This window comes from uncultured Fibrella sp., assembly GCF_964250085.1.
Taxonomy (GTDB): Bacteria; Bacteroidota; Bacteroidia; order Cytophagales; family Spirosomataceae; genus Fibrella.
The window spans coordinates 13,132-35,011 of sequence record NZ_CAXUEC010000011.1 but is presented as its reverse complement, the minus strand read 5'-3'; the positions used below and the strand labels follow the sequence as shown (position 1 = coordinate 35,011).

At 52.5% G+C, this 21,880-nt stretch carries 24 protein-coding genes and 1 pseudogene; 7 read left to right on the top strand and 18 right to left on the bottom strand.

Going from position 1 to position 21,880, the window contains the following annotated elements; all coding sequences use genetic code 11:
• Nucleotides 1–78: 78 nt before the first annotated feature.
• On the bottom strand, nucleotides 79–729 hold the full coding sequence (locus tag ACFE8Q_RS25940; RefSeq protein WP_375448363.1) for a MarR family winged helix-turn-helix transcriptional regulator: 651 nt from the start codon (nucleotides 727–729) through the stop codon (nucleotides 79–81).
• 95 nt (nucleotides 730–824) lie between these two features.
• Here ACFE8Q_RS25940 and ACFE8Q_RS25935 point away from each other — a divergent pair, with 95 nt between their 5' ends.
• The gene (locus tag ACFE8Q_RS25935) at nucleotides 825–962 is read left to right on the top strand and encodes a hypothetical protein (protein ID WP_375448362.1); all 138 of its coding nucleotides are present in this window, start codon (nucleotides 825–827) and stop codon (nucleotides 960–962) included.
• Nucleotides 963–984: 22 nt separating this feature from the next.
• Nucleotides 985–1,509: a TspO/MBR family protein gene (locus ACFE8Q_RS25930; protein WP_375448361.1), complete on the top strand. Its 525-nt coding sequence runs from the start codon at nucleotides 985–987 to the stop codon at nucleotides 1,507–1,509.
• Between the two features lie 123 nt (nucleotides 1,510–1,632).
• Here ACFE8Q_RS25930 and ACFE8Q_RS25925 read toward each other — a convergent pair whose 3' ends face one another.
• The 10 genes and pseudogenes from ACFE8Q_RS25925 to ACFE8Q_RS25880 all read right to left on the bottom strand — a co-directional run bounded on the left by ACFE8Q_RS25925 (nucleotide 1,633) and on the right by ACFE8Q_RS25880 (nucleotide 7,958).
• Nucleotides 1,633–2,112, bottom strand: a complete 480-nt coding sequence (locus ACFE8Q_RS25925; RefSeq protein WP_375448360.1) for a DUF1905 domain-containing protein — start codon at nucleotides 2,110–2,112, stop codon at nucleotides 1,633–1,635.
• An 84-nt stretch (nucleotides 2,113–2,196) separates the two neighbouring features.
• The gene (locus ACFE8Q_RS25920; RefSeq protein ID WP_375448359.1) at nucleotides 2,197–2,760 is read right to left on the bottom strand and encodes a hypothetical protein; all 564 of its coding nucleotides are present in this window, start codon (nucleotides 2,758–2,760) and stop codon (nucleotides 2,197–2,199) included.
• Between the two features lie 77 nt (nucleotides 2,761–2,837).
• Complete coding sequence (locus ACFE8Q_RS25915) at nucleotides 2,838–3,401, bottom strand: Crp/Fnr family transcriptional regulator (protein WP_375448358.1); 564 nt, start codon at nucleotides 3,399–3,401, stop codon at nucleotides 2,838–2,840.
• 195 nt (nucleotides 3,402–3,596) lie between these two features.
• The gene (locus ACFE8Q_RS25910) at nucleotides 3,597–4,226 is read right to left on the bottom strand and encodes a hypothetical protein (protein WP_375448357.1); all 630 of its coding nucleotides are present in this window, start codon (nucleotides 4,224–4,226) and stop codon (nucleotides 3,597–3,599) included.
• Nucleotides 4,227–4,366: 140 nt separating this feature from the next.
• Entirely contained in the window at nucleotides 4,367–5,497 is a 1,131-nt protein-coding gene (locus ACFE8Q_RS25905) for a serine hydrolase domain-containing protein (protein ID WP_375448356.1), read from the bottom strand.
• A gap of 104 nt (nucleotides 5,498–5,601) precedes the next feature.
• A pseudogene (locus ACFE8Q_RS25900) lies at nucleotides 5,602–5,745 on the bottom strand (helix-turn-helix transcriptional regulator); the annotation flags it as partial.
• A gap of 12 nt (nucleotides 5,746–5,757) precedes the next feature.
• On the bottom strand, nucleotides 5,758–5,970 hold the full coding sequence (locus ACFE8Q_RS25895) for a hypothetical protein (RefSeq protein WP_375448355.1): 213 nt from the start codon (nucleotides 5,968–5,970) through the stop codon (nucleotides 5,758–5,760).
• Between the two features lie 131 nt (nucleotides 5,971–6,101).
• Nucleotides 6,102–6,710, bottom strand: coding sequence for a hypothetical protein (locus tag ACFE8Q_RS25890; RefSeq protein WP_375448354.1), 609 nt, complete (start codon nucleotides 6,708–6,710; stop codon nucleotides 6,102–6,104).
• A gap of 9 nt (nucleotides 6,711–6,719) precedes the next feature.
• Complete coding sequence (locus ACFE8Q_RS25885; protein WP_375448353.1) at nucleotides 6,720–7,355, bottom strand: hypothetical protein; 636 nt, start codon at nucleotides 7,353–7,355, stop codon at nucleotides 6,720–6,722.
• Between the two features lie 12 nt (nucleotides 7,356–7,367).
• Nucleotides 7,368–7,958: a DUF6134 family protein gene (locus ACFE8Q_RS25880; protein WP_375448352.1), complete on the bottom strand. Its 591-nt coding sequence runs from the start codon at nucleotides 7,956–7,958 to the stop codon at nucleotides 7,368–7,370.
• 20 nt (nucleotides 7,959–7,978) lie between these two features.
• Here ACFE8Q_RS25880 and ACFE8Q_RS25875 point away from each other — a divergent pair, with 20 nt between their 5' ends.
• Genes ACFE8Q_RS25875 through ACFE8Q_RS25865 form a run of 3 tightly spaced genes read left to right on the top strand, consistent with a single transcriptional unit; the run spans nucleotide 7,979 to nucleotide 9,889 of the window.
• The gene (locus ACFE8Q_RS25875) at nucleotides 7,979–8,110 is read left to right on the top strand and encodes a hypothetical protein (RefSeq protein WP_375448351.1); all 132 of its coding nucleotides are present in this window, start codon (nucleotides 7,979–7,981) and stop codon (nucleotides 8,108–8,110) included.
• A gap of 58 nt (nucleotides 8,111–8,168) precedes the next feature.
• Nucleotides 8,169–9,170 carry a sensor histidine kinase gene (locus ACFE8Q_RS25870; RefSeq protein ID WP_375448350.1) on the top strand — a complete coding sequence of 334 codons (1,002 nt, stop codon included), beginning with the start codon at nucleotides 8,169–8,171 and terminating at the stop codon, nucleotides 9,168–9,170.
• Complete coding sequence (locus ACFE8Q_RS25865) at nucleotides 9,167–9,889, top strand: LytR/AlgR family response regulator transcription factor (RefSeq protein ID WP_375448349.1); 723 nt, start codon at nucleotides 9,167–9,169, stop codon at nucleotides 9,887–9,889. Before ACFE8Q_RS25870 ends, ACFE8Q_RS25865 begins: the two co-directional genes overlap by 4 nt.
• Before the next feature lie 368 nt (nucleotides 9,890–10,257).
• Here ACFE8Q_RS25865 and ACFE8Q_RS25860 read toward each other — a convergent pair whose 3' ends face one another.
• The 7 genes from ACFE8Q_RS25860 to ACFE8Q_RS25830 form a co-directional block, all read right to left on the bottom strand.
• On the bottom strand, nucleotides 10,258–12,588 hold the full coding sequence (locus tag ACFE8Q_RS25860; RefSeq protein ID WP_375448348.1) for a hypothetical protein: 2,331 nt from the start codon (nucleotides 12,586–12,588) through the stop codon (nucleotides 10,258–10,260).
• Between the two features lie 319 nt (nucleotides 12,589–12,907).
• Complete coding sequence (locus tag ACFE8Q_RS25855; protein WP_375448347.1) at nucleotides 12,908–13,786, bottom strand: nucleotidyl transferase AbiEii/AbiGii toxin family protein; 879 nt, start codon at nucleotides 13,784–13,786, stop codon at nucleotides 12,908–12,910.
• The gene (locus ACFE8Q_RS25850; protein ID WP_375448346.1) at nucleotides 13,783–14,370 is read right to left on the bottom strand and encodes a type IV toxin-antitoxin system AbiEi family antitoxin domain-containing protein; all 588 of its coding nucleotides are present in this window, start codon (nucleotides 14,368–14,370) and stop codon (nucleotides 13,783–13,785) included. The genes ACFE8Q_RS25855 and ACFE8Q_RS25850 overlap by 4 nt, the downstream gene beginning before the upstream one ends.
• 317 nt (nucleotides 14,371–14,687) lie before the next feature.
• Nucleotides 14,688–17,225, bottom strand: coding sequence for a TonB-dependent receptor domain-containing protein (locus ACFE8Q_RS25845; RefSeq protein WP_375448345.1), 2,538 nt, complete (start codon nucleotides 17,223–17,225; stop codon nucleotides 14,688–14,690).
• 97 nt (nucleotides 17,226–17,322) lie between these two features.
• Nucleotides 17,323–17,772 carry a PepSY-like domain-containing protein gene (locus ACFE8Q_RS25840; protein ID WP_375448344.1) on the bottom strand — a complete coding sequence of 150 codons (450 nt, stop codon included), beginning with the start codon at nucleotides 17,770–17,772 and terminating at the stop codon, nucleotides 17,323–17,325.
• A gap of 80 nt (nucleotides 17,773–17,852) precedes the next feature.
• Nucleotides 17,853–19,121, bottom strand: a complete 1,269-nt coding sequence (locus ACFE8Q_RS25835) for a sensor histidine kinase (RefSeq protein WP_375448343.1) — start codon at nucleotides 19,119–19,121, stop codon at nucleotides 17,853–17,855.
• Nucleotides 19,121–19,798 carry a response regulator transcription factor gene (locus tag ACFE8Q_RS25830; RefSeq protein WP_375448342.1) on the bottom strand — a complete coding sequence of 226 codons (678 nt, stop codon included), beginning with the start codon at nucleotides 19,796–19,798 and terminating at the stop codon, nucleotides 19,121–19,123. The genes ACFE8Q_RS25835 and ACFE8Q_RS25830 overlap by 1 nt, the downstream gene beginning before the upstream one ends.
• A 233-nt stretch (nucleotides 19,799–20,031) precedes the next feature.
• On the opposite strand from ACFE8Q_RS25830, the gene ACFE8Q_RS25825 reads away from it, so the two are divergent.
• Both ACFE8Q_RS25825 and ACFE8Q_RS25820 read left to right on the top strand, forming a co-directional pair.
• The gene (locus tag ACFE8Q_RS25825) at nucleotides 20,032–20,739 is read left to right on the top strand and encodes a phosphatase PAP2 family protein (RefSeq protein WP_375448341.1); all 708 of its coding nucleotides are present in this window, start codon (nucleotides 20,032–20,034) and stop codon (nucleotides 20,737–20,739) included.
• 2 nt (nucleotides 20,740–20,741) lie between these two features.
• Nucleotides 20,742–21,872, top strand: a complete 1,131-nt coding sequence (locus tag ACFE8Q_RS25820) for a hypothetical protein (protein ID WP_375448340.1) — start codon at nucleotides 20,742–20,744, stop codon at nucleotides 21,870–21,872.
• Nucleotides 21,873–21,880 lie beyond the last annotated feature (8 nt).

Below are 21,880 nucleotides of genomic sequence, written 5' to 3'. Positions count from 1 at the left end.
CACTGCAGTTTGCGGATTAGATGGCCCCAAACTGATGCCCCCCGTCGATCTCATCGGAGGCAGTTGAATTGCCCAGCCTTATCGGATCAGATTACTGTGGTTGGTGGTGTGAAACTCGTCCAAGCTTTTCAGCGTCGCCATCAGTTCGTCGCGTTCTTGCTGGCTTAAATCGACTAACAGGTCCTGAATGGCCGCGAAGCGTCGGTACGTCTCGTGCAGCGTATCGCGACCGACGGGCGTGAGCGTGATAAGCTTTTCCCGTTTGTCGGCGGGGTTAGGGCGTTCGGCCACCAAACCCTGTTTAACTAACCGCCGAATGATTTCGATGCCCGTCGTGGCGTCAATGATGTTGGCCTGAATGGCTTCTTTCTTAGGGCAATCGGGTTGATAGTCAAGGTGTGCCAGCAGGGCAAAATCGTCCTGACCGCTCAGCCCCATCTCCTGAAAAATAGGCTTGGTGTAGAACCGCACGAACTTGTTTAGCCGCCAGATCAGGTAAGCGGCTTCCGAGCTTCGATACCCATACCCGTGCTGATCGGTGTTGCCCTTGAAATAGCGGGCCAGCGCCGGATCGTTCAGGGCCGGTTTGTCCTGCCGTTCCTGCTGCCGACTGCTCAGCAGCCACAGGCCGAAGTGGTCGAGCGACCGGTTTCCGGTAGCCCGTATGTACTCCTCCCACTGCTGAATAAGCGGTACGTATGAACCTGTGTCCTCTGCGTGATTGCTCACTATGCGGCTATTTATGTATAATAAAACAAAACAGTTTTAAAATTAAAACGTTTTTGTTGTAAATTGCTGACATTCTAAAAGCCAAAGATACAAACATGGGAGAAATCTGCGGTTTACCGAAGCAGGAGGCTATCACTAAGCTCAAAGAGATGGCCGCCGAACAGAACTGCCTACTGGGTACGTATGCCGACTCGTTTCATCCGCAAGCCCGCCCGACCGATTTACACATTTAATAAACCCTAAATTAGTTTACTCATGCTGACTGCAACGCAAGTACCTGCCCGCCCCATTTTCCGGTGGTGGCACGCGCTGATTATTTTCGTGGTGGCGAACGCCATCAGCCTCTTCCCGGCGGGCTTTAACGGCGACGAAGCCTTTTACAACCAATTTAAACAGCCGTCCATTGCTCCGCCCGACTGGCTGTTTCCCCCCGCCTGGCTGTTCAACAATATTACCTCGCTCTACGCCCTGGCTATCGTGGCTAACAAGCCGGTCAGCACACCCTACCGCCGGTCTATTTTGTGGCTGGAAGCGGTCAACTGGGCTTTGTTTGCCTTTTTCACGCTCCTGTATTTCGGCCTGAAAAGCCCTGTCCTGGGTGCCATCGACACTGTGCTGGGCTGCACCCTGACGGGCATTAGCTTATGGCTTTGCTTCCGCGTCGATAAACGGGCTGGGTGGGGCATCGCGCCCCGATTTGCCTGGCTGTTGCTGGCCAGCTACGTTTCGGTGTATGTTGCCCTCAACAACAGCGACGCGTTCTTCGGAACGACGCCATAGTCAAAAAATCCCGCCCGGCGGCTGACCAACGTAGCACCGGGCGGGTAATCAGCTTGGCAGAAATACTGCGCAGTATATCGCGGTTGACTGCCCAGTTCTACCCGGTAATGGCTAAAAACGGACTTATCGACGAAGGGCCTGCCGCCTGGATACGCCCTGTAGTATAGCAACGGCAATCTGAACCTGCCGGTCAATGTCTTTAGACGTGTTGACGGCGTGAATAAGTCCCCGTTTTCCACCATCGGTGAGTTGCTCATACCGCGTCTTCAAGTCGTCGTCTTGTTCGAGCAGTGCCTCCACGACCGGGGGCACGTCAACGCCCAGCAGGTTAGGGTCTTCGGTCAGTTCACAATACACGCTGTCACCGGATTTTTTGGCAAGCTTCCTTAGGTGTTTACTGGCCAGGATGATAAAGAAATTGCCGTCGCCGAGGTGATTCAGGCCGCACGGGTAGGAAACCGTCCTGTCGAGGGTGCAGATTAGCCGGGTGGCGCGTTTCTTGCTGAACTGGTCAACGGCTCCAGCAGTAATCTGTAAGTAAAAGTAGCCGCCCTTCCGCTCGTCCAATCGCTCAATGGGTAGTGTAGCCTCAAATACAGACATGATAGTTGCAATGAAAAGTTGGCCTGTCTAAGCGCTCCCACAGGAAGCGATAAGTAAGGCCAGACCGGTTAAACTACCAAACGCTCAGGCAACGCCAGCCCGGTGCAGGTTTGCTTTGGTCGTGTTTTCAACGTAGTGCTTAAGCCCTGCCAGGTCTTTCAGGTGCATCTGGTGTGTCCATCGAATAATGCCGAACACGTAGGGCAGCACATGGCTTGGTTTCTTCAGCGTATTGTCGAACCAAAGCGCAACCCTTGTTTTGTCAGTGCCTACTTCTTTTAGCCAGAAATGCAGCCGGGTATCCTGTTCAAACGGGGCATCGCTGGTCAGGTAAAAACTCACCAGCTCGTTTCCAATCAAGCCAGTGACCTCCTGATAACCAAACTGTTTCTCTTTTTGAAAATAAGTTGTTTGCGCCCCAACCTGTCCGTCGTTGCCCTTAACTGAACACTGAGAATTTGTTTCTGAGGGCCAGGCCGACCACTCCATCAACTGTTCCTGATAGCGGATCGCATCGTAAACCCTCGAAACCGGTGCCAGTACGTCCACCGTCTCGATATATTGTACTTTGGTCGGGAGAGTAATAGTGAGTATGATAAAGGCGGTAATTATACCGATGGCCAGGCCAATGAGCAGGGTAACGAGCATTGCCGTAAAGTTTGTATTGATGGATAAGGCAAAAGTATACGTTGGCCCTGACTTGAAATTTGCCTTATGGCAAAAAATTAACGCTTGTTTGCCCGCACCCGGCTGAGTGAACTTTGGGTGATGCCAATAAAACTTGATATGTACTTCAACGGAAATTTGCCGAGCCAGTTCTTCTCTGCTTCGAGCCGTCGGTAGCGTTCGATGGCTTCGTCGCTCTGGAACGAAATCACGTTTTTGCTCAGGTTGACAAACGCTTCTTCGACCGTTCGGCGCAGAAGAGTGTTGTAGGCCGGTGAGGTCTGTGCCAACCTGTCGCTGTCTCTTTTCAGAATGGTCAAAACGAGGGATGGCTCAATGGCTTCGATGTTCATCCGGCTCCGGCTTTCGCTAAGATAGCTTTCGAGGTCGGTAAAGATTTGCCCCGGCGTAGCGATCCAGGCGGTATAATCCTGGTCGTTTTTGTGATAATAAAGCCGCAGGGCACCGCTCGCCACGAAGAAGTAGCTCTCACAAACCTGGCCGTCTATCAGCAGGAACCGGCCTTTTTCCAACCGGACCGGCCGCAGGCTGTCTAAAATTGCGTCGGCCTGTTCAGCGTCGCATTCGGCGAACCGGATTATTTCGCTTTTAAGCGTTGTCATGCTAAGGTGGTTCCTGTTCTGCGCCGGTCGCTTCGCTACAGTCTGGCTACGTCTGACCCCCAGATCCGTGAGCGGATAAGCCCATGAAACGGCTAGAATTATGTACGGCTGTTTGACTGTTAATAAGGCGAAAATAGGGCATAAATAAGCGAATTAAAAGAACCGAGCCAGTAGACGATGTAGTTAATAAACGAACTACAAACGAACCGCCAGTTTAACAAACGGAACCCCGGCTATGAACAGCGCGGAAAGGTCCTTACTATTGAGAAGGGCCAAGTCGAGGGCCAGGCGTTTGCCCGAAAGCCGGACCCCGTACCCATACACGATCAGGTAACCGTCGTTGGTCGGTAGCATCCGGTTTTCGGTCAGCAATGCCCACCGGCCCGACAGATGGCTGATGCCGCTCAATGATATAATTGGGCGTGGTTCAAACTGGAGCCGACCACTGGCCGCTTCGGTCAGCGCGGCCCAACCCCAGCCAATGCCCACTGTGGCATGACGGTTGGCTTGCCCATACGTACCCAACGCCTGCATCAGCAACAGTTGGCGGGCTGATGACACTTCGGATATTGACCGCCAAATGGCCGCACTGGCCCCCACGTGAAACCGCCTGGCAAGTTGCCTCCCCGCCTTTGCATGTAGCAGAATAAACGGGGCAAAAGGACCCTTCTCCGCCAGCAGGGGCGACAGTAATTCAACGCCCCCGCCAACGGAAAGATGGCGGCTCAGGCCTATCGACGTCGTATGTATCAGCAAGTAGCTCGTCTGATACGTACCCCGGCCCGCCGGTAGCTGAAAGGCCGACGGAGCCGTCAGATAACTCACGTTGTGAACCGGATCCGGGTGTATCGCTGCCTGTTGTTGTGCCCGGGCTTGGCCTGTCCAGCATACGGCTAAACAGGCCATCCACAGTATCCGTCTTCGCATTAAAGCAACGACTTGCCCTTGTTTTAACGGCTTAGCTACTACCATTGGCTGGGGGGAAGTGTGCGGTTGGGTAGTCGGGAAAAATTGCCGTCCAGCAGGTTGTCCAGCACTTGTTTGGCTGCTTCGTCTGCCGGAAGACTAACGCTTACCGGCACCCCAAAAAGAGTCCGATATTCGATCCGGTTCGACAGGATAATGACCGTCAGTTGCTGGTCCGGGTAAAAACCGACGAAGGCATTCCCACCTAATCCCCCGCCGTTATGATTGATAAACGTTCCGTGCCTGGTTTGAGAAACGGACCAGCCGTAGCCGTATTCATCGCCGTAATCGGTAAACAGTTTGTTCCGCGAATCCGAAGAAAGAAATGTACCGGTTATGGCCTGAAACCAGGTGTACATATCGCCTACTGTCGATAAAATACCCCCGTTGGCCAGCGTGTTGCCATAATAAACGGAGGAATCAAGTTGGCTATAATTGGTACGGGTTTGGTTGAAGTAGCCGGTGAAATAGAGATCTCCTTTGTAATCGTCGCCGTAAAAACCCGTGGAGTTCAGTTTGGTCGGCGCAAAAACGGATCGGCGCATGAACTGAAAATACGTCTGGCCGGTCAGCCTTTCGATCAGCAGGCCTAACAGGGCATACCCCGTATTCGAGTACGCATACTTCTCACCCGGTTTAGCGACTAATTTCGCCATGACAATGTGGTGCAAAGCCGCTGTAGGGGTTAGCTTGTCCAAATCTTCGGCAAAATCAGATGGCAGGCCAGACCGGTGGGTTAGCAACTGGTGTACGGTGATGGCGGCTTTGTCGGCGGGCAATTCGGGAAAATATTGGCCAACTTTGTCCTCAACCGTCAGTTTCTTGAGGTCAACCAAACGCATGATGCCCGCAGCCGTAAACTGTTTGGTAACGGAGCCAATGTCGAGTACGGTTTGGCGCTGCATAGACCGCTTCGTTTCGTCTGACGCCAGCCCGTAGCCTTTTTGCAACAGCACATCCTGCCCTTTTGCGATCAGTACGACCGCGTGAAACTGCTTTTTGTCCTGTAAGAAAGTGAGGTATTGATCGAGTTGCTGAGTCAGCGGCAGCGATGCATCAATCGTCGGCTTTTCGCAGCTAAACAGGCATAGAAAAATTAGCCATCGTAGGTACCAGCGAGGATTTTTCAATAGTCAGGGCGTTTATCAGTTGATCGCTCAAAACTGACAAGACGCTCAGTGGCTACCAAATTGAGTGGGGTGGAAAGAAGGTCTACACCCTGGTTGAATTTAGGTTAGCTGATCTGGCCGGGTGGCAAATCCTTGCCCTGTGCGTTTGTAATCTCCTTACGCGATGATACGCCAAGGACTTTATAGAGTTTATTAATGTGCGTTTTAACCGTACTTACTTCAACGAACAGATCGGCCGCAATTTCTTTATTGCTTTTTCCCTATATGATTTTAGCCAGCACCTCCTGTTCTCGTTGGGACAGCGTCGGCTCTGAACGGTCAATTAGGTGGGCCGATACAGGTACGCGAGCATCTGGGTTCGGCAGTGCCCTTGCATCAACGCGCTTGTTCCAACGTATCAGGATCACAACACTGACAATCGTGAGACAGATTAACAACAACTCGATAGTGTTCAATTTAATCTGCTGTTCCATGAGCGGTACGTTTTTTTCTACCCATCAATTGATCTATCCTGTATTCTGACTTCTAAAAAAGCCACCACTTCATTAACGGAAGCCTACTCAATATTTATTCATACTTTTAGAATAAATAGCCCAATTATAGGTCAGTCGAACCAGCCGAACGACAGGCCTACCGACAGGGCCGGACTGTTGAGCGTGTTCTGGCTCGTGAGTTGGCTGTTGTTACCCACGAAGCGATAACCTACCCCCACCGACGCCCGCAGCCAGCGGAACAGGTTAAGTTCTACGTCCGCCTGGGGCGTAACCACGAACGCTACTGCCGATAGGTCGCCTGTGAGGCCGCTGTTGAGAAAACCTACCCCGATGCGCGAACTTACGGCCACGTGCACGGCCCGTTTGGGGCGGAAACTATAGCCCAGCAACCCGCCCACCTGCGTAAATTCGGTGTAGCGATCCGAAGGCGTACCCAGCCGGTCCCAGACGATGTCGCGCACGGGCGTGACTGTGGTGATGCCGTAGGCACCCACCCACAGGTGCCGATTGAACAGAGCCGCTCCCTGCCCACCCACCGACAGCACCGCCCGGTTGTTGATGCCCGACAGTTCGGTGAGCGACGCGGCAAATCCGCGCACCCGAAGGGGCTGACCTTTCTGAACCAGATACCGCATCGGCTCCGGCTCCAAGTCCACTTGGCCCGGCGCGGGGTACGTCCCCAGCAATAGCAGCAGAAAAAAAAGCAGACGCCCGCTCATGTGAAGTGCTTATTTGAAATTGCCAAATTGAATACCAAGGTGTAGCACGGGCGTACCAAAATCCCGACCAAACGCAAACAAAGTCGTGTTGGGGCCAGCCACGATCCGGTAGCCCACCCCTATGCTGGCCCGCAGCCAGGGGCGTAGGTTGGCTTCGAGGTCAACATGCGGGGTTAGCAGCAGCCCGTTGGTCTGTATCGTCTGGTAGGTGTCGGGCAATGCTACGTAGCTAATGAGCGAACCGCCGTAGCCGAAGCGGGTGCCCAGCGTCAGGTGTAGGGGTTTCTCCGAGCGGGGCAACCAGGCGAACGTACCCCCAATCTGCAAGTAGCCCGATACGCTCTCCTGCGCGGCATACGGATTAACCCGCAGAAGGTCGCCCGGTGTCAGTGTATAGAGGCTGTAGGCCCCCAGCCGTACCCGCCGGTTGATGATGACACCCCCTTCCAGCCCGTTGCTCAGAAACGAATATACGCCTGACGACGGGTTGACGCGGGGCGAAAACTCCGTCAGGATCATCCCGTAGCCCTTCAGGGCCGATGTCTGCCGGTTGGCCCGGCGTTGAAACACCGTTTCGTAGGGGTCGTCCTGGGCCGAGGTGGTCAGGGTCAGCAGCGAAAAACACAGTATCAGGATTGGTTTCATCGGGCAGCTAAATTAAGGTCGGCGTTCAAACCGGACATCCTTCAGGTTGGAGGTGGTTTCCATGCGCTGACAAACGCCCCGCCCGTAGGTGTAGCGGTTGACGCTGCCGTTAGGCAGGGTGACCTCGTACTGCCCCGCCCCAACCACCCGAACGGCGCACAACAGCCCGAACCGTTCGGAAAATACCTGACTGATGCCCTTTGGCTCGTGGTGGTAAAGCTGGCCCATCGTGAACAACACCTCGCCTGAAATGGTCAGGTCGTTTTCGCCTTTGCGCTGAACCTGGTAGCCCGATGCGGTGCGTTTCACCACCGTTTGTTCTTTAAGTTTGCCATTGCGGGTAATGATCTGCTCGGCTTCCTGTAAAACCCGACGCCGGAAGTAAGCCATCTGATGACTTTCAATTACGAACGAGCCGATAAAACTGATCGTCAGCTTCGAGTCGATGTTGACCACCGTGCTGCCCCCGATGTACGCGCTTTCAGTGGCCGTGAGTTGCCCCACGGGGTCGTTGCCCACCAGAATAGAGTAGGTCAGCGCCTGCGCCTGCGCTATCACCGAAACCAGCATCAACAGGCTGACATATACTAGTTGTATCCTCACGTCTCCGCGTTTATACGGTAATGACAACGAACCACCCGTTTTCTCTATCTGATTCAGCCGCAAAGATCGACGTACCCATCTCCGGCGCAATGCCGCACCCTAAAACATTGACCAACGGGCTTAAACGGCTGACCAACTGCGTTTGTCCTTAAAATTGGGGGTTGCTAATAATTGCCCGTAGGTTTACACTCGTTTCAAGCCGATACCTGTATGAATTTGTGGTCCGAACGGGCAATTTCGTGGCTGAATGGACTGGCGGTATCGCTCACCACCCTCATCGTGGTGTTGGACTATTTTCTGAACGAAAACTTCTTTGAACAAACCTGGCTCCAGGCCTTCTTTTTCGTCTTTCCAGTCAGTTCAGTCTTTATCAATAACTTCGTCCTGGTACCCCACTTCTTCGACCGGGGCCGGTACCGGGCCTACGGTCTGACCCTGTTTGTGACGGTGCTGGGTACGTTGCTCCTCTCGCGCTGGTTTGCCGACCCGGCTTATTTCAACCGCTACTGGCTAGTCTGGCTGCTCGATTTCGTGCGGTTCTTCATATCGGTGCTGGCTGCTTTCGGGTTCGTGGCCTTTGGGCGATTAGTGGTGCATCAGAACCAGCAGATGCAACAGCAGTATTTGCTTCAGCAGTCGGAATTGACTAACCTAAAAGCACAGATCAACCCGCACTTTTTGTTCAATACGCTGAACAACATTTACTTTTTATGCCTCGAACGCTCCGACAAAGCGGCCGGCATGGTGGCTCAACTCTCGGGCCTGATGCGCTACAACCTCGAAGCGGGACGAAAGGACCGGGTGCCGCTCGACGAAGAGTTCACGTCCCTGGAACACTACGTCCGGCTGGAACAAACGCGGCTTCCTCCCGGCGGGCACGTCGAACTGCACCGCGAAGGTCCGTTTGGCGGGGTGTACCTGGCTCCTTTTCTGCTGATGCCGTTCGTGGAAAACTGTTTCAAGCACGGAGCCGACCGCAACGCCCTCAATCCCCAGATTCTGCTCCGGGTGGAGGTGGCTGGCCCGAAGCTGTTTTTCTACGCTGAAAACAACAAACCCGCGTCGGTCAGCACCGACCGCCAAGCACGGTCGGGCACGGGTCTGGCCAACGTGCGCCAGCGGCTGCGGCTGCTTTACCCCGCCCGCCATGAACTGACACTGACTGAAACCGACACTCAATACGTTGTTAGTTTGATGATTGATCTGCCATGAAACTGAATTGCCTGATTGTCGATGATGAGCCGATGGCCCGGGGCGTGATCCGCACGCACCTCCAGCGGCTCGACGCGTTTGCGGTGACGGGCGAGTGCCCCAACGCCTTTGAGGCCATCAATGCGCTGCAAACCCTGCCTATTCACGTCCTGTTTTTAGACATTCAGATGCCTGAATTAAGTGGACTGGACCTGCTCCGCACGCTGGCTACCCCGCCCGCCGTAGTACTGACAACGGCCTACTCGACCTATGCCGTGGACAGCTACGAATTCGACGCGGTGGATTATTTGCTCAAACCTATAACGTTCGAGCGGTTTTTGAAAACCACCAACCGCCTGCTCGACCGCTTCCGCCCGCACTCCCCGGTCCCACCCGTCGAGGCTCTACCGACTTCGTTCCCGGCACCAAAACCGGAGGTCTTCTTTCTAAAATCAGACAAGAAAATCTATAAAGTGGATGCTGCGGATGTGCGCTACGTGCAGGGCTGGGGCAACTACGTTAAAGTGTTTACCGTCACGCAGGGCATGATTCTGACGATGCAGACGCTCAACGACCTTGAGCAGAGCCTGCCCCCGCTGACGTTCATCCGGGTGCATAAGTCATACATTGTCAACAAACACCACATTCGCTACATCGAGGGCAACCGGATTGGCTTTGAAGAGGTCGAGGTGCCCATCGGTCTCACCTACCGCCACCGGCTGACCTTATTACCAGGGTAATGCCGTTTATCTTATCAGGTGATTCTAATAGCCCAGCGATTTTTGGGCGTTTCTAGGAGCGTGTCCTGCCATAAACAGTCGATGTTTCGACACATTGCCAGCAGGTAAAAAGAAGCCCAACCATGGCTGGGCTTCTTTAGTTAAAAACACAGCTATTGCTATCAGTTCATCGAGCTTTCCTCCCTTTTGGACTATTCCGCCACGTCTATTGACACGGCAAGATCCTTTCTTATCCTCTTCACCAGTTATCTACGTGGTTTACTTCCCGATGTGCCTACCTGTTTGCACACGTTGCAAGGGCGAATAACGATCAGTTCGGAATTTGTCCATGACAATGGCACACGCCGGGGGTAACTTATAGTAAAACCTTATCGGTTGACCGGAGCGGACAGCAAGGCCGCCTGAATCATCGTGTGGTTGTGAAAAGAGTGGTTTAGCAAGGCCGGAAGCGGATTACCCTGTAGATCGAGCAACTGTAAATCCGGAATCTGGGCCAGTTCCGAAGGCGGGAGTATCAAATCGTTGTTAGCCAGTCGCAATGACCGCCACCGGAGGCTTGCCCAGGGCATGGGCGGCAGTGTGCGGATACTGTCGCCCGTCAGATTAACATACCGTAGGGCGGAAAGTTTGACCAGTTGCCCAAAGAGGGCCGCCACGTCGAGCTGGGACTGGTCGGTGAGGGTAAGGGTAGCCAATTTTTGGCAGTTTACCAGCGAGGCGGGCAGGCGGACCAGGCTCCCCAACACGGCCGCATCCCTAGTGCGACAACCTTTGATCGTTAGATTATTCAACTTGCTTAACCAGCCAAAACTGGTAGGCAACCGGCTGAATTTTTCGCCATGGATGGCTAGTCCAATTAGGTTGAGCAGGCGACCAAAGCCCTGTGGTAGGGTACGGATTTCGTCGGATTCCAGACGAATATACCTAAGCTGTGCCAACGAACTGATCCCGGCGGGCAGGGTACGCAAGTGGGTGTTGAGCAGGGTTAGCGTGGCTAACTTTCTCATTTTCAGTAGTGAAATTGGCAGCTTACGTAGTGGCATATCGCAGGAAAGGTCGGTGAGGTCGATCAGTTGCCCCAGCCAGTTGGGTAGCTCTGTTAACTGGTTCTTAGCAATGGTTAGCGACTGCAATCGCCGTAACCGCCCAAGCGATGGGGGCAGTGCCGTCAGGGCGTTATCGCCAATAACGAGCCTCCGTAGGGAGTCCAAATCGCCTAATCGGTTAGGTAGTCGACTAATGTGGTTGCCGCCAACGGCCAGCACCCGCAGTTGCTTTAGCTGGGAGAGAAAGTCGGGTAATCTCGTGAGGCGATTGCTACTCAGATTGAGCGAATGGAGCTGCCACCAGCCCCGGATCGTGTCGGGAATGGACGTAATGGCATTGCCCTGTAGGTCTAGGTAGGTAAGCGCCCGAAGCGATGACAGAAAGGGGGGTATTGTATCGAGCTGACAGGCCGCTAGTTGAACATGCCGTAACCGGGGCAGCTCACCAGCCTGGAGCGGTAGGCGGCGGATGGGATAGTTAGTGATGGTTAAGGCCGTCAGGCTGGTCAGGCGGCTCACGCACGCCGACAGTAGTAACTGAGTACCGGCCTCATCCCTATTGGCGCTCTGCTGGACCAAGTTGAGGCTCGTTAGCCGCGATAGGCTACAAACAGCCGTGGGCAGGCTGGTCAGGTAGCAGTCTTCCAGCGTGAGGTGTTCAAGTGCCTCCATACCCCTAAACATCATATCGCCGGGGGTCACGTGTTGCAGTCGCAGGTGGGTTAGCGATGGTAGCTCGCCCAGCCGAAGCTGCGCTGTCTGGGTGACTGAGGATATATCAAGCTGCTGAAGGCGGGTGAGTTGCGCCAATCCTCGGTTTAGATCAGCCACGTGGCGGTCCTCATAGGCTTTAATGACCGGGTTGCCTTCGTCGTGCGAACGTGCTGGAGGGCCACCGGCTGACACCGATGAGAGGTAAAGCGACCGCAACCCTGTCAACCCCCTAAAGGCGGCTTCCCATGCCTGCCACCCCCGTCCGTTCACCAGCAAGGTGGTGAGGTTAGGCAGGCAGCTGAGGTTATCGGGCAGCGTCTTTTGAGGGAGTTGCCAGCCACCCCAAAGCTCGACCCGTTGCAGGCTGGGGTGGCCGCAGAAACGACCAATCAGCACATAGGCCGGAATTTTATCGCCCGACAGTCGCAACTCGCGCAGCGAAGCAAACCCCGCTACGGGTATCACGGGCGGTTGCTGGACTGGCCGCTGGGGCGTTAGGCTGGTGGTGTCAGTGGCTCGTGGTGGCCGGTTTCGTTTGAGCGTAGGGGTGAAGGAACTGATCCGCAACGCCTCCAGACGGGGCAGGCCCGCCACGTTTAGCAGCAACGAATCCAATTCCAGCGCCATCGTGTCTGGTACAAAAATGGCCAGTAGCCGCAACGAACGTAGCTGGCGTAGCCGTTGCCAGTCAGTAGGACCAACCGCGTTGACCGTTAGCAGCAGGGCTTCGACTGGCAGACTATCACGGGTGTTACCGGTTAGATTAGTGAGGCTGCTGTAAGACATAGGCTGCCCGTCGGGGGTTCGGGCTGGCCTGGGCGGGTTTTCCAGGCTGACGGTGTATTCGGGCAGGTAGTTAACATCTTTCGGGGCCTGCTGAGCCGTAGCCCCTGCCGCCACCAACAGCATCAGCATATATACCGGGAAGCGTATCGGCATGGCTTGTATTGGTTTGTTATCAATTATCCATAGCTGAACCTGTCTGAACTGATCACTAACGACAGGGAGAGATGAACCAATAACGTCGAATGGGGGTGAGCCAGTACCTCCAGTATGGCTGTGGTTAAAAAGGGTGATTCCTCCAGCCCAGCAAAAAATGAGCGTTTTGAGGGAATTTTGATCACTTTTCGTGAGGCTTGTCCTGTTATAATCAGTCGAAGTTTCGGGACACACATTTGGCTAAAAAAGAAGCCCAACTAGTAGCAGTTGGGCTTCTTTTTTAGCCATGATACAGGAGTTGCTTAGCCTGCCATCCTAATCAGATTGTAGGCTTACTATCAGCTTCTCTGACCAGGAGTTGGTAAACGGGCAGCAATTTGACGGTAATTAAGTTCATGACGTCGATGAAGGCTAGCGAATTGGCCAAGCCTGTTTTTCGCAGAAAGGCCTGCCACTGACTGTTACGGCGAGGATCACGGGAGAAGCCTGGGCTAAAAAGCGGGTGATTGGCACTGACCATCGTCTGCCGCCACCGGAACGTCTGCCGGATGGCTTCGACGAGCATGGTGTCCGTGTACCGCTCCCCGGACAACAACTGGTAGACGTCATAAAAGTCTTTCATCCGGCTGTTGATCTCCGCCAGGTCAATCATGGCATCAAATTTCTCAGCGATGACCGTTTCCAACGAATAAGCCAGTAGCTGCGGCGGCTCCATAGCCAATAGCGTCGGGTAGCTCATTAGCACGGGAGCAGGCGTTACCACATCCCCGAAGCCAATATCAATCTGCATCACTTGTCGAATGTTCCCCAGGTTGGCGGGGAACTTCAGCCGTGCGCCCGGATACGGGCCGACCTTGGTGATTGGCTCGGTAGTCAGGCTGGTAGTGTCGAAGCGTACACCATCCGTTTCGCAGCTAATGCTGCCAATCTCCCTAAATATGGCTGGCAACCGACTCGTCTCACGGGTTAGACCAATAGCCAGCAAATCAATGTCCAGCGTAGGTCGACTTTTCTGCTGCTCGATGGCGTAGAGCAATGTGCCGCCTTTCAAACAGAACTGAGTTTCATAAGAGGACGTAGCCAGGCGAAACAACAACCGTTCTTGAAAATAACGAGTTAGGATAAGCTGGTAGGCCTTATTTTCGGTTACAGCCAGCTGTTTCAACTGGTGCTGAATGGACGCGGTCGTGTTTTTCACAACAGCACATTTAGTGTCGTATCAACATACTGGCTCAAACCAAGTTGACTGGCATACTCCACCAGCCGGGCAATCTGGCGATCCGGCCGCCGAAGGTAGTTGGTAAGTACCTCTTTGGCGACATCGAGTCCCAGTTTATGGCGTTGCCGCAGAAAATCGCACACTGTTTTTTCCTTATCATAAATGGGCAGTACCGTCCCGTTGAGGATAACAGTAGTTCGTCCTAGCTGGTAAGCGGTTTCATTCCAGTAGTAGAGTTTTATGGGTGGGTAGTCGGGCAGGGTCACTTTCGCTTTTCGGGGGATGGCGACGTAATAGGCCGACGCGCTAAAGGTCGTCAGGTCGTAGTGCGTCCCAGCAGTCAACAAACAAAACACCCCGCTTGGAACGATGCTGGCCACTTCGGGCAGTTCAGTCTGATCGGCTGTTTGCCACTTATAGAGGCCCCGTTTAACCTTTAGAATCTTTCCCTGCTGGATGAGTGGATTGAGGTGATAGTGACTAAAGCCGCCAGCCTGTAACTGTCGGGTACGAAGAATGCCGCCATGAGTCTGGAAAAAGTCAGCCAGCAATATCTGATTCATAACGCAGGAGATCAGTCGATCATTTTTCACAAAACTACGGCTTGTGTTGGTATAAGCCGTAGTTTTGTGAAAATAACAAAGATTTGTTGCCAGAAAAGGCCTAAAATCAGCCTACCAAACCGATCAGAGATGATTCCGTAAGCAGGTATGCAATCACTCAATAATAGATTGATTATGAATGATGTACGTATGCTTGACTGTACTGGCAAAAACACTACTATTCTTCGATGGTGATGGAGTAGTAATGTCTCTCCCTCACTTAACCCTGATACTTCCTCGGCTTACCTACTACTCGTGTAGCCCATTCGTTTTAGCCCTCAGCTTGGCTCATCGTCACCATCCCCCGACTTCCCTTTCTTCACCTTAGCCCCGTTCAACGTACCCAGTTTATAGCTGAAGGTCAATCGGATATTAGAGTTGTAGATATATTGTCGAAAATCCTGGTTGAACTGTGCTGAATTTAATACCGATGTAAACTGCATGCCGTTGGTGAGAAAATTCTCAGCTGTCAACCCAAGGCTACCACGTTTACTGGTAAATTCCTTGCGTGCCCCCAGCGAATATTGGGCAAACCCAATGCGGTAGCCCTGTAGTTGAATGTCACGCCCCCGATAGCCAAAGTTAGCCTGAATCGCCCACCCCTTGTCAAACTGTACTTGGGTATCTAGGCGGCCACCCCAGCGAACACCTGTGTTACTGAGGGTAACGGATAAGCCCCTCAAATCGAGCGCCAAACCACTAATGTACCGGTACATGATATCGATGTTCGTATTGACACTCCACCTGGGGGTAATAGTCACTGTGCCGAAGAGGTTAGTTCCATAGTTGTACTCCTTACCGATATTTTGAACACGGGTAACCACCGCGCCTATAAGCGTGTCTGAGCGCTGGCTGACCGACTGAATATCATCGGTATTAAGCCGGGCATAAAGCGTCAGGTTCAGATACGTCTTTTTGACGAACGTGCTATAACCAAACTCAATCCGGTCGGCAATTTCGGGCTTTAAATACGGGTTCCCGATACGGATACTAAGCGGATTGGCCGTGTTAAAATTGGGGTTCAGATCCTGAATGTCCGGGCGTTGAATCCGGCGGTTATAAGCCAGTTTGACAGTGGTTGTCTCGTTGATTTTTTTCGAGAGATTAATGCTGGGAACCAGTTTGCCGTAGTCTGGAATCGAAATGGGTCCCTGCCCCCCTGCCAGTGCCTGAATACTCGTATACTCATAGCGCACCCCTGCCTTAAGACTTATTTTGTTCCGCGTTGTCAGCGTGTAGGACAGGTAGGCAGCGGCAATGTTCTGATTATAATCCAGGAACCCTTCAGGCCTTTTGCTGTCAGTAATAAAATCGGACAGGGGTCCGGCGGCTAAATACCGATACTGGCTGTTCACCTGCCGGTAGGTCTCTTTACCGCCAAACTCCAGTTGCTGCCCTATGCCTATTGGCGTCTGGTAATCCATTTGGAGCACGAACTCCTGATTGGTATTGACATTCAGATTTCGCTGTCGACTCCTCAGTATGCCAGTCGTATCCAGATTATCCGCGTCAAAATTGTTGGTCAGGTTAGTCTGCCTATACTGGGAAGAAAAGCTCAGCTCTTTCTGGGCTCCATCGTCGGTGCTGGGGTAGGTATGCAGATAATCGACGTTCATATCCACCGAATTGGATAGATCCTGGCTATACACATCGCGTCTCGATGGTGTCCCCGCAACGTCCCCATTTACTATACTGCTGGCCAGATGCTGATCGCGGTTCAGGTCCCGTACCCCAAAACGAACCCCTGCCGTCAGCGATTGATTTTTGGCCAGGTCGTAGTCCAGCCCCAGGGCGTATTGCCCAAACAAACCCCTATCGAAGCCCTCTGCATGTTGACGAGTCTGGACAGGGGGGATAGATTCGCCCAGAAAAGTGGTCTGCTTCAGGTCGGAAGCCGATTTATTATAAACCCCCCGACCATTGCCGTTCAGGTTTACGCCCAGCTTCCCATGCCGGAAACTGCCGTTCAAACCCAGGGTTGAGGTCCGGTTACCGACACCGCCATCTACATCAAGGTGGAGTCCCTGTAGGGTATTTTTCTTGGTAATGATATTGATGATGCCTCCACTTCCTTCGGCATCATATTTAGCCGAAGGCGATGTAATCACTTCCACCGTCTTAATGAGATCAGCTGGAATTTGCCGCAGGGCATCTGCCAGGTTTCCCGCCAGAATGGATGAAGGCTTGTTGTTGATCAATACCCGTACGTTGGAACTGCCTTGTAAGGATACATTCCCCGCCAGATCCACCGATAGCATTGGTACCTTTTTAAGAATATCTGTTGCATCGCCCCCTTTCGCCGATAAATCGCTATCCGCATTATAAATCAGCCGGTCAACCTTATCTTCCACCAGGGCCTTTTTACCCATCACGGTTACCTCATTCAGGATACGGGTGGTAGCTCTAAGCCGAATAACCCCCATATCTTTGGTCTCACCGCTGGTAATCGATATATTCTCAGTCGTTTTGCTGGTATAGCCCACAAAAGAAAGTAGTAGTTTGTAGGTGCCTGGCGCCAGGCGGTTGATAGTAAATTTGCCCTTTTCATCGGCTACCGTCCCATCAACGAGTACGTTGGTTAGGGCATTATATACGGCTATCGTGGTATATTCAACTGATTTAGTGAGGGCAGAGTCGACTACATAGCCCATAATTTTAGCTTTCCCTTTCACAGCCGTTTCGCCTATCGACAAGGATGCTGGCTGGCTCAGGGGAGCTACAGGGGGCGGAATGGAGTCACTACCTGCTGTTGGTGTTTGTGCCAGCGAGACAGCCGAAGTGAGTAAAAGGAGAGAACCGGTAACGGTAAGCCGCATAACGTGAGTATTGATGAAGTGGAAGCATATACGAAATCGCATTGTGTTCTGCCTGGCTTATACCGAATAGCGAACACAATGCGGCTCAACTAACTTTTTATTTGATTGGGGTTCCTTTCTCGTCGAAGATTAAATCCTTTCCACCAACCTGTGCTTCGTACGTTTTCTTTCCTTTGGCATCAACAATTTCGGCGGCCTCTTTAATTTTCTTACCGGCATGGTGTTTTGTTACGTAAGCCTGGACAGGCGCGGGCAGCGCCGACACGGCAATGGTCGTCTCTGTTTCCAGCACGTTGCCTTTGGCATCAATAACCAGCGACAGCTCCTTGCCATTATGCGTTAAACCAGCTTCATAGTTTCCGTCTTCTTTCTCCCATTTCACGCCCTTCGCGCCCGGATACAGCCGGGCAACAGCGGCTTTGGTAGCCGCAGGAACGTCGATACCAACAGTGGCTACGCCTGACAACTCATTTTTGGCAAAGGCAGCAGGTGCCAGACAGGTTAAAGTCAGTGACGCCAGGGCGCCGACAAGCAGGGTCTTTCTCATGTGTTTCCTCTTTAATTTAGATGAGGACATAAACGTACCACTGCATTCTAAAGTAATTATGAAGTTTTAACCGGCCTTCTTTAGAACATAATTTGGAAGGTATGCCGTCGCATAGACGGCGAATAATTGTAGTGCACTTTCATGCTATACTGCTCCACAATTTCTTTGACTATGGCCAATCCAAGGCCTGTGGACTGAGCCAGTGCCTGATTCCGAATGAAGCGCTGGAAAAGATACTGTTGGGGGAAAGGCAATGGTTCGCCTTCATTGCTGATCATAAAACTGGCCGCATTCACTTGTATCCGGATAGTACTATCCGGATCACCATGGCGGACAGCGTTTTTTATTAAATTGGAGAAAAGTACATCGGCCAACTGCCGGTTCAGGGGTCTGCACACGCTACTATCAATCGACTGGGTAACAGACATGCCTTTGTGAGCCATAAAATCGCTGTAGTTGGCTACCAAGTGTGCGATTAGCTCACCAATATTTACCGATTCGTTGCGGGCAAACTGATGATTATCTATTTTGGCCAGTAACAGCAACGATTGATTCATAGCCGATAAACGCTTAATAACCTGCTGTGAGCGCTGAATTCGGTCGAGGTCCGTTTCGGTCAATTGCTTCGACTGTTGCAATAAGTCTAATTCGAAGGATAACACGCTGAGGGGTGTCTGCATTTCGTGCGAGGCGTTATCCGTGAATTGTTTCTGCTGCGCATATTGATGGCGCGTTCGACGGCTCATCTCATCCAACGATTTGCTAAGCAGACCAAATTCGGACACATCGCTGTCTGGAAATACGGTCTCCTCGGGCTGGTCTATACGATACTGCTGAAGTTGACGGATGATTTTGTAGAAGGGCTGCCAGATACGCCGGGAAACCAGTACATCGGTCAGGATCAGCAGCAACACAACCAGTAGAAAACAAACAATAACACCCACCGATAAAGCACTGGCGATTTCATCAAACTCCAGATACGATTGCTGAAGCGTTATGGTATACGTCCGGCTACCGACTGAGTAGGTAGAGCGGAGCATACGGACGGGCATTTGTTCTTTTTCCAGTGCGTTAAAGGCACTAGAGTCTTTGAATACAGCGTCAGGTTGATGTTGTGGCCTGGTAGCGATTGAAACCCGTACATTCGGATCCCAACCCGGAAAGTAGGTGGCAGCGGGTGGATGTTGATTTAGTTGTTCTTTCACCTGCGTGAGTTCAATCAATAATAACTCATCGATCTCGTGCAGAATATACCGGTGAATGTAATAATTCAAGAGAAAAACGCCTCCAAGCGCAATGGGTAGCGACGCCAGCAGGAGGGAGAGGGCTGTTTTATGAAGCAGTTTCATCAGCCTTCCGTGAAAATATACCCTGCTCCGTAACGCGTGGTAATGTAATCCGGGCTACCGGCGTCAAGCAGTTTTCGGCGTAGGTTTCGAACATGGGTGTACAGAAAGTCATGCGAGTCGCTGCTATCTATGTAATCGCCCCAAACATGTTCCACAATGGCCGCCTTCGATAGAAGCCGATGCTTGTTCGTCATCAGGAATAAGAGGAGGTTATATTCTTTACCTGTTAGTTCAACCAGTTGATTACTCACGAGCGTCTGCTTACGGCTGGGTACGATCGTGATAGCCCCGAAAACGAGTTGCGTTTCCCCTTCATGTTGCCGCCGCCGCATCAATGCCCGAATCCGGGCGTTTAATTCAGGCAGATGAAACGGTTTGGTCAGATAGTCATCAGCCCCTAATTCCAGGCCGGTAAGTTTATCATCTAACGAGTTTTTGGCCGATACAATAATGATGCCCGCCTGCGAATGGGCCTCTTTCAGCGCTTTCACCACCGCTAGCCCATTCCCATCGGGCAGCGTAATGTCCACTACGATGCAATCATAGTCATGATCGTGCACTTTTTCGGAGGCTATGCGGAACGTGCTGGCCGTTGATACGATATATCGCTCCTCCTCTAAATAGTGCCGCATAGCTACCAATAGCGACGGTTCATCTTCTATCAGTAAAATTTTCATGGCCCTTGTTCAGCTTTTCTCTCAAAGTACAGCCATAAAACTGAAGACATATTGAAGACAACTGAGCATGCTTCCTCCTGGGCTGGCTACAGATTCTCTTAAGGTTTCCTCCTTTACTTCGCTCCATCCCAACCAAAACAGGCAAAATTCGTCTAGCCTGATGCTGTATCAATAAAGAGCGACGCCTTATTATAACTCAACGAATGCTGAAATTTAGCCGAAAATCAGGTCCCTTGCTCACTTCTTGGATGATGCTCTGCTGGCTATCGCTGGCAACGCTGATCCCATCAATTGGGCAATCAATCAGGGAGGTTCCACTGCGCGTGCAGTGGGATAGTATGCCTGCCCGGCCCGCCACGTTTCGCTGGGTTATGCCAGCGGTGCTCATACCCGCTGGCGTAAGCTTATCACCCGATTACCCAAACAGTCATTTCGACCGGTTTTACGTACGGAGTGAGCTTCAGGATAAACTGCATTTCCGTACTCATGCTGACGATTTTCTGCAATATGGGCCTATGGCGGTCTGGACCGGTTTAAGTCTGGCGGGTGTAAAGGGCCGTTCACTTCCCCTTGACCGGGCTGGTATAGCTCTGATGGCTCACGGCATCATGAGCGTAGTGGTGCTGGGCCTAAAAGAGGCCACCCATGAAGGCCGACCGGATGGGTCTGACTCGTTTTCATTTCCCTCAGGCCATACCGCCCTGGCTTTTACAGGAGCAGGGTTGCTCGACCGGGAGTTTGGCGGGGCCAGTTCCCTTATTCCGATCGGTGGCTATGCAATGGCGGCCACAACGGGACTCTTACGAATGACGAATGACAAACACTGGATATCAGACGTACTGGTTGGCGCGGGGATTGGCCTACTTTCCAGCGAGATAGCCTATCAGGTTTATCCGTGGCTAAAACGAAAGATAGTTCGGCACAAATCGAAAGACTTTTGACTATGCTGGCACGAACCTGCTTCTTAAACGTCCTGATGGTTGTCTGCACGGCCGTTCTGCTCCACGGCCGTGTTCTGGCGCAGTATTCGATGATTAACACCAATCCCGCGGGTTGGGCTTTGTTAACGGCCGGGCTCGATCAGGTATATGATAACCAGTTTACGGCCGCTGAGGCCGCCTTCGCCCGTTTAGAGAAGCTAACGCCGGGGCATCCGGCCGTTGACCTGATGCGGGGAGTACGTCTGTTTTACCAGTGGTTCCCCGCCCGCATCGATGGTAAACTGAAGCAGCGTTGTCTGCAACAACTGGAACTGGCCGCCCAAAAAGCAGACGACTGGCAGAAAGCCCAAACCAAAACCAACGGTTCAGAACGTCCGGAAGCGGTGTTTTTGTACTTCACGGCCGAGGCTATGCTCGCTAAAATTAGCCATTACGAGCACGAAACGTTCGCCGTTATTCGGCACGCTAAAAATGCGTATCCGTACATTCAGAAAGGCAAGGCTTTCCAGCAGCAATACCCCGACTTTTACCTCTCAACGGGACTCTACAATTTCTATCGTGACGTGTACCCGGAAATTCATCCATTTTATAAAACGGTTGCCTGGGTAATGGCTGCCGGGGATAAAAGGCTGGGGATGAGTCAACTTCAGCTGGCTACCCAAAAGGCCCTGTTTGTGCGAACAGAAGCCATTCTATACCTGACGCACCTATTGACCGACTACGAAAACAAGCCAACATCCGCTCTTCCCTATCTGGCGCAATTGATTGTACACTACCCGGATAACCCGTATTGGCGGTATAAATATGCCGAAGCCCTGTTGAGTGCCCATCAAGTTGACTCTATACCAGCCCTGATTGCGCAGCTGATGGCCGCCCCGGAGCCAGCCTACCAGCAGATGGGAACGCTCTTGAAGGCCCGTTATGCGCTGGAACTTGGCCAGCGGTCCACTGCCCGGACGTTTGCCGGGGAGGTGGTGCGGAGTTCGGTGCGCGACGAAACCGTGCGGGCCTATGCCTTTCAGGTACTAGCGCGGGTGGCCAGGCAGGAAGGGCAGGAAAAACAGGCCCGGCAATACTACAAACAAATGCTTGAGCTTGCCGAATACCCGGCATTACGAAATCAGGCCCTCTGACTAAGCAT

Excerpts from the sequence above, each read along its gene's own strand:
- ACFE8Q_RS25935 (WP_375448362.1), top strand. The coding sequence starts at position 825 with ATGGGAGAAATCTGCGGTTTACCGAAGCAGGAGGCTATCACTAAGCTC.
- ACFE8Q_RS25930 (WP_375448361.1), top strand. The coding sequence starts at position 985 with ATGCTGACTGCAACGCAAGTACCTGCCCGCCCCATTTTCCGGTGGTGG.
- ACFE8Q_RS25925 (WP_375448360.1), bottom strand. The coding sequence starts at position 2,112 with ATGTCTGTATTTGAGGCTACACTACCCATTGAGCGATTGGACGAGCGG.
- ACFE8Q_RS25920 (WP_375448359.1), bottom strand. The coding sequence starts at position 2,760 with ATGCTCGTTACCCTGCTCATTGGCCTGGCCATCGGTATAATTACCGCC.
- ACFE8Q_RS25915 (WP_375448358.1), bottom strand. The coding sequence starts at position 3,401 with ATGACAACGCTTAAAAGCGAAATAATCCGGTTCGCCGAATGCGACGCT.
- ACFE8Q_RS25895 (WP_375448355.1), bottom strand. The coding sequence starts at position 5,970 with ATGGAACAGCAGATTAAATTGAACACTATCGAGTTGTTGTTAATCTGT.
- ACFE8Q_RS25890 (WP_375448354.1), bottom strand. The coding sequence starts at position 6,710 with ATGAGCGGGCGTCTGCTTTTTTTTCTGCTGCTATTGCTGGGGACGTAC.
- ACFE8Q_RS25885 (WP_375448353.1), bottom strand. The coding sequence starts at position 7,355 with ATGAAACCAATCCTGATACTGTGTTTTTCGCTGCTGACCCTGACCACC.
- ACFE8Q_RS25875 (WP_375448351.1), top strand. The coding sequence starts at position 7,979 with ATGACAACGAACCACCCGTTTTCTCTATCTGATTCAGCCGCAAAGATC.
- ACFE8Q_RS25870 (WP_375448350.1), top strand. The coding sequence starts at position 8,169 with ATGAATTTGTGGTCCGAACGGGCAATTTCGTGGCTGAATGGACTGGCG.
- ACFE8Q_RS25865 (WP_375448349.1), top strand. The coding sequence starts at position 9,167 with ATGAAACTGAATTGCCTGATTGTCGATGATGAGCCGATGGCCCGGGGC.
- ACFE8Q_RS25860 (WP_375448348.1), bottom strand. The coding sequence starts at position 12,588 with ATGCCGATACGCTTCCCGGTATATATGCTGATGCTGTTGGTGGCGGCA.
- ACFE8Q_RS25850 (WP_375448346.1), bottom strand. The coding sequence starts at position 14,370 with ATGAATCAGATATTGCTGGCTGACTTTTTCCAGACTCATGGCGGCATT.
- ACFE8Q_RS25845 (WP_375448345.1), bottom strand. The coding sequence starts at position 17,225 with ATGCGGCTTACCGTTACCGGTTCTCTCCTTTTACTCACTTCGGCTGTC.
- ACFE8Q_RS25840 (WP_375448344.1), bottom strand. The coding sequence starts at position 17,772 with ATGAGAAAGACCCTGCTTGTCGGCGCCCTGGCGTCACTGACTTTAACC.
- ACFE8Q_RS25835 (WP_375448343.1), bottom strand. The coding sequence starts at position 19,121 with ATGAAACTGCTTCATAAAACAGCCCTCTCCCTCCTGCTGGCGTCGCTA.
- ACFE8Q_RS25830 (WP_375448342.1), bottom strand. The coding sequence starts at position 19,798 with ATGAAAATTTTACTGATAGAAGATGAACCGTCGCTATTGGTAGCTATG.
- ACFE8Q_RS25820 (WP_375448340.1), top strand. The coding sequence starts at position 20,742 with ATGCTGGCACGAACCTGCTTCTTAAACGTCCTGATGGTTGTCTGCACG.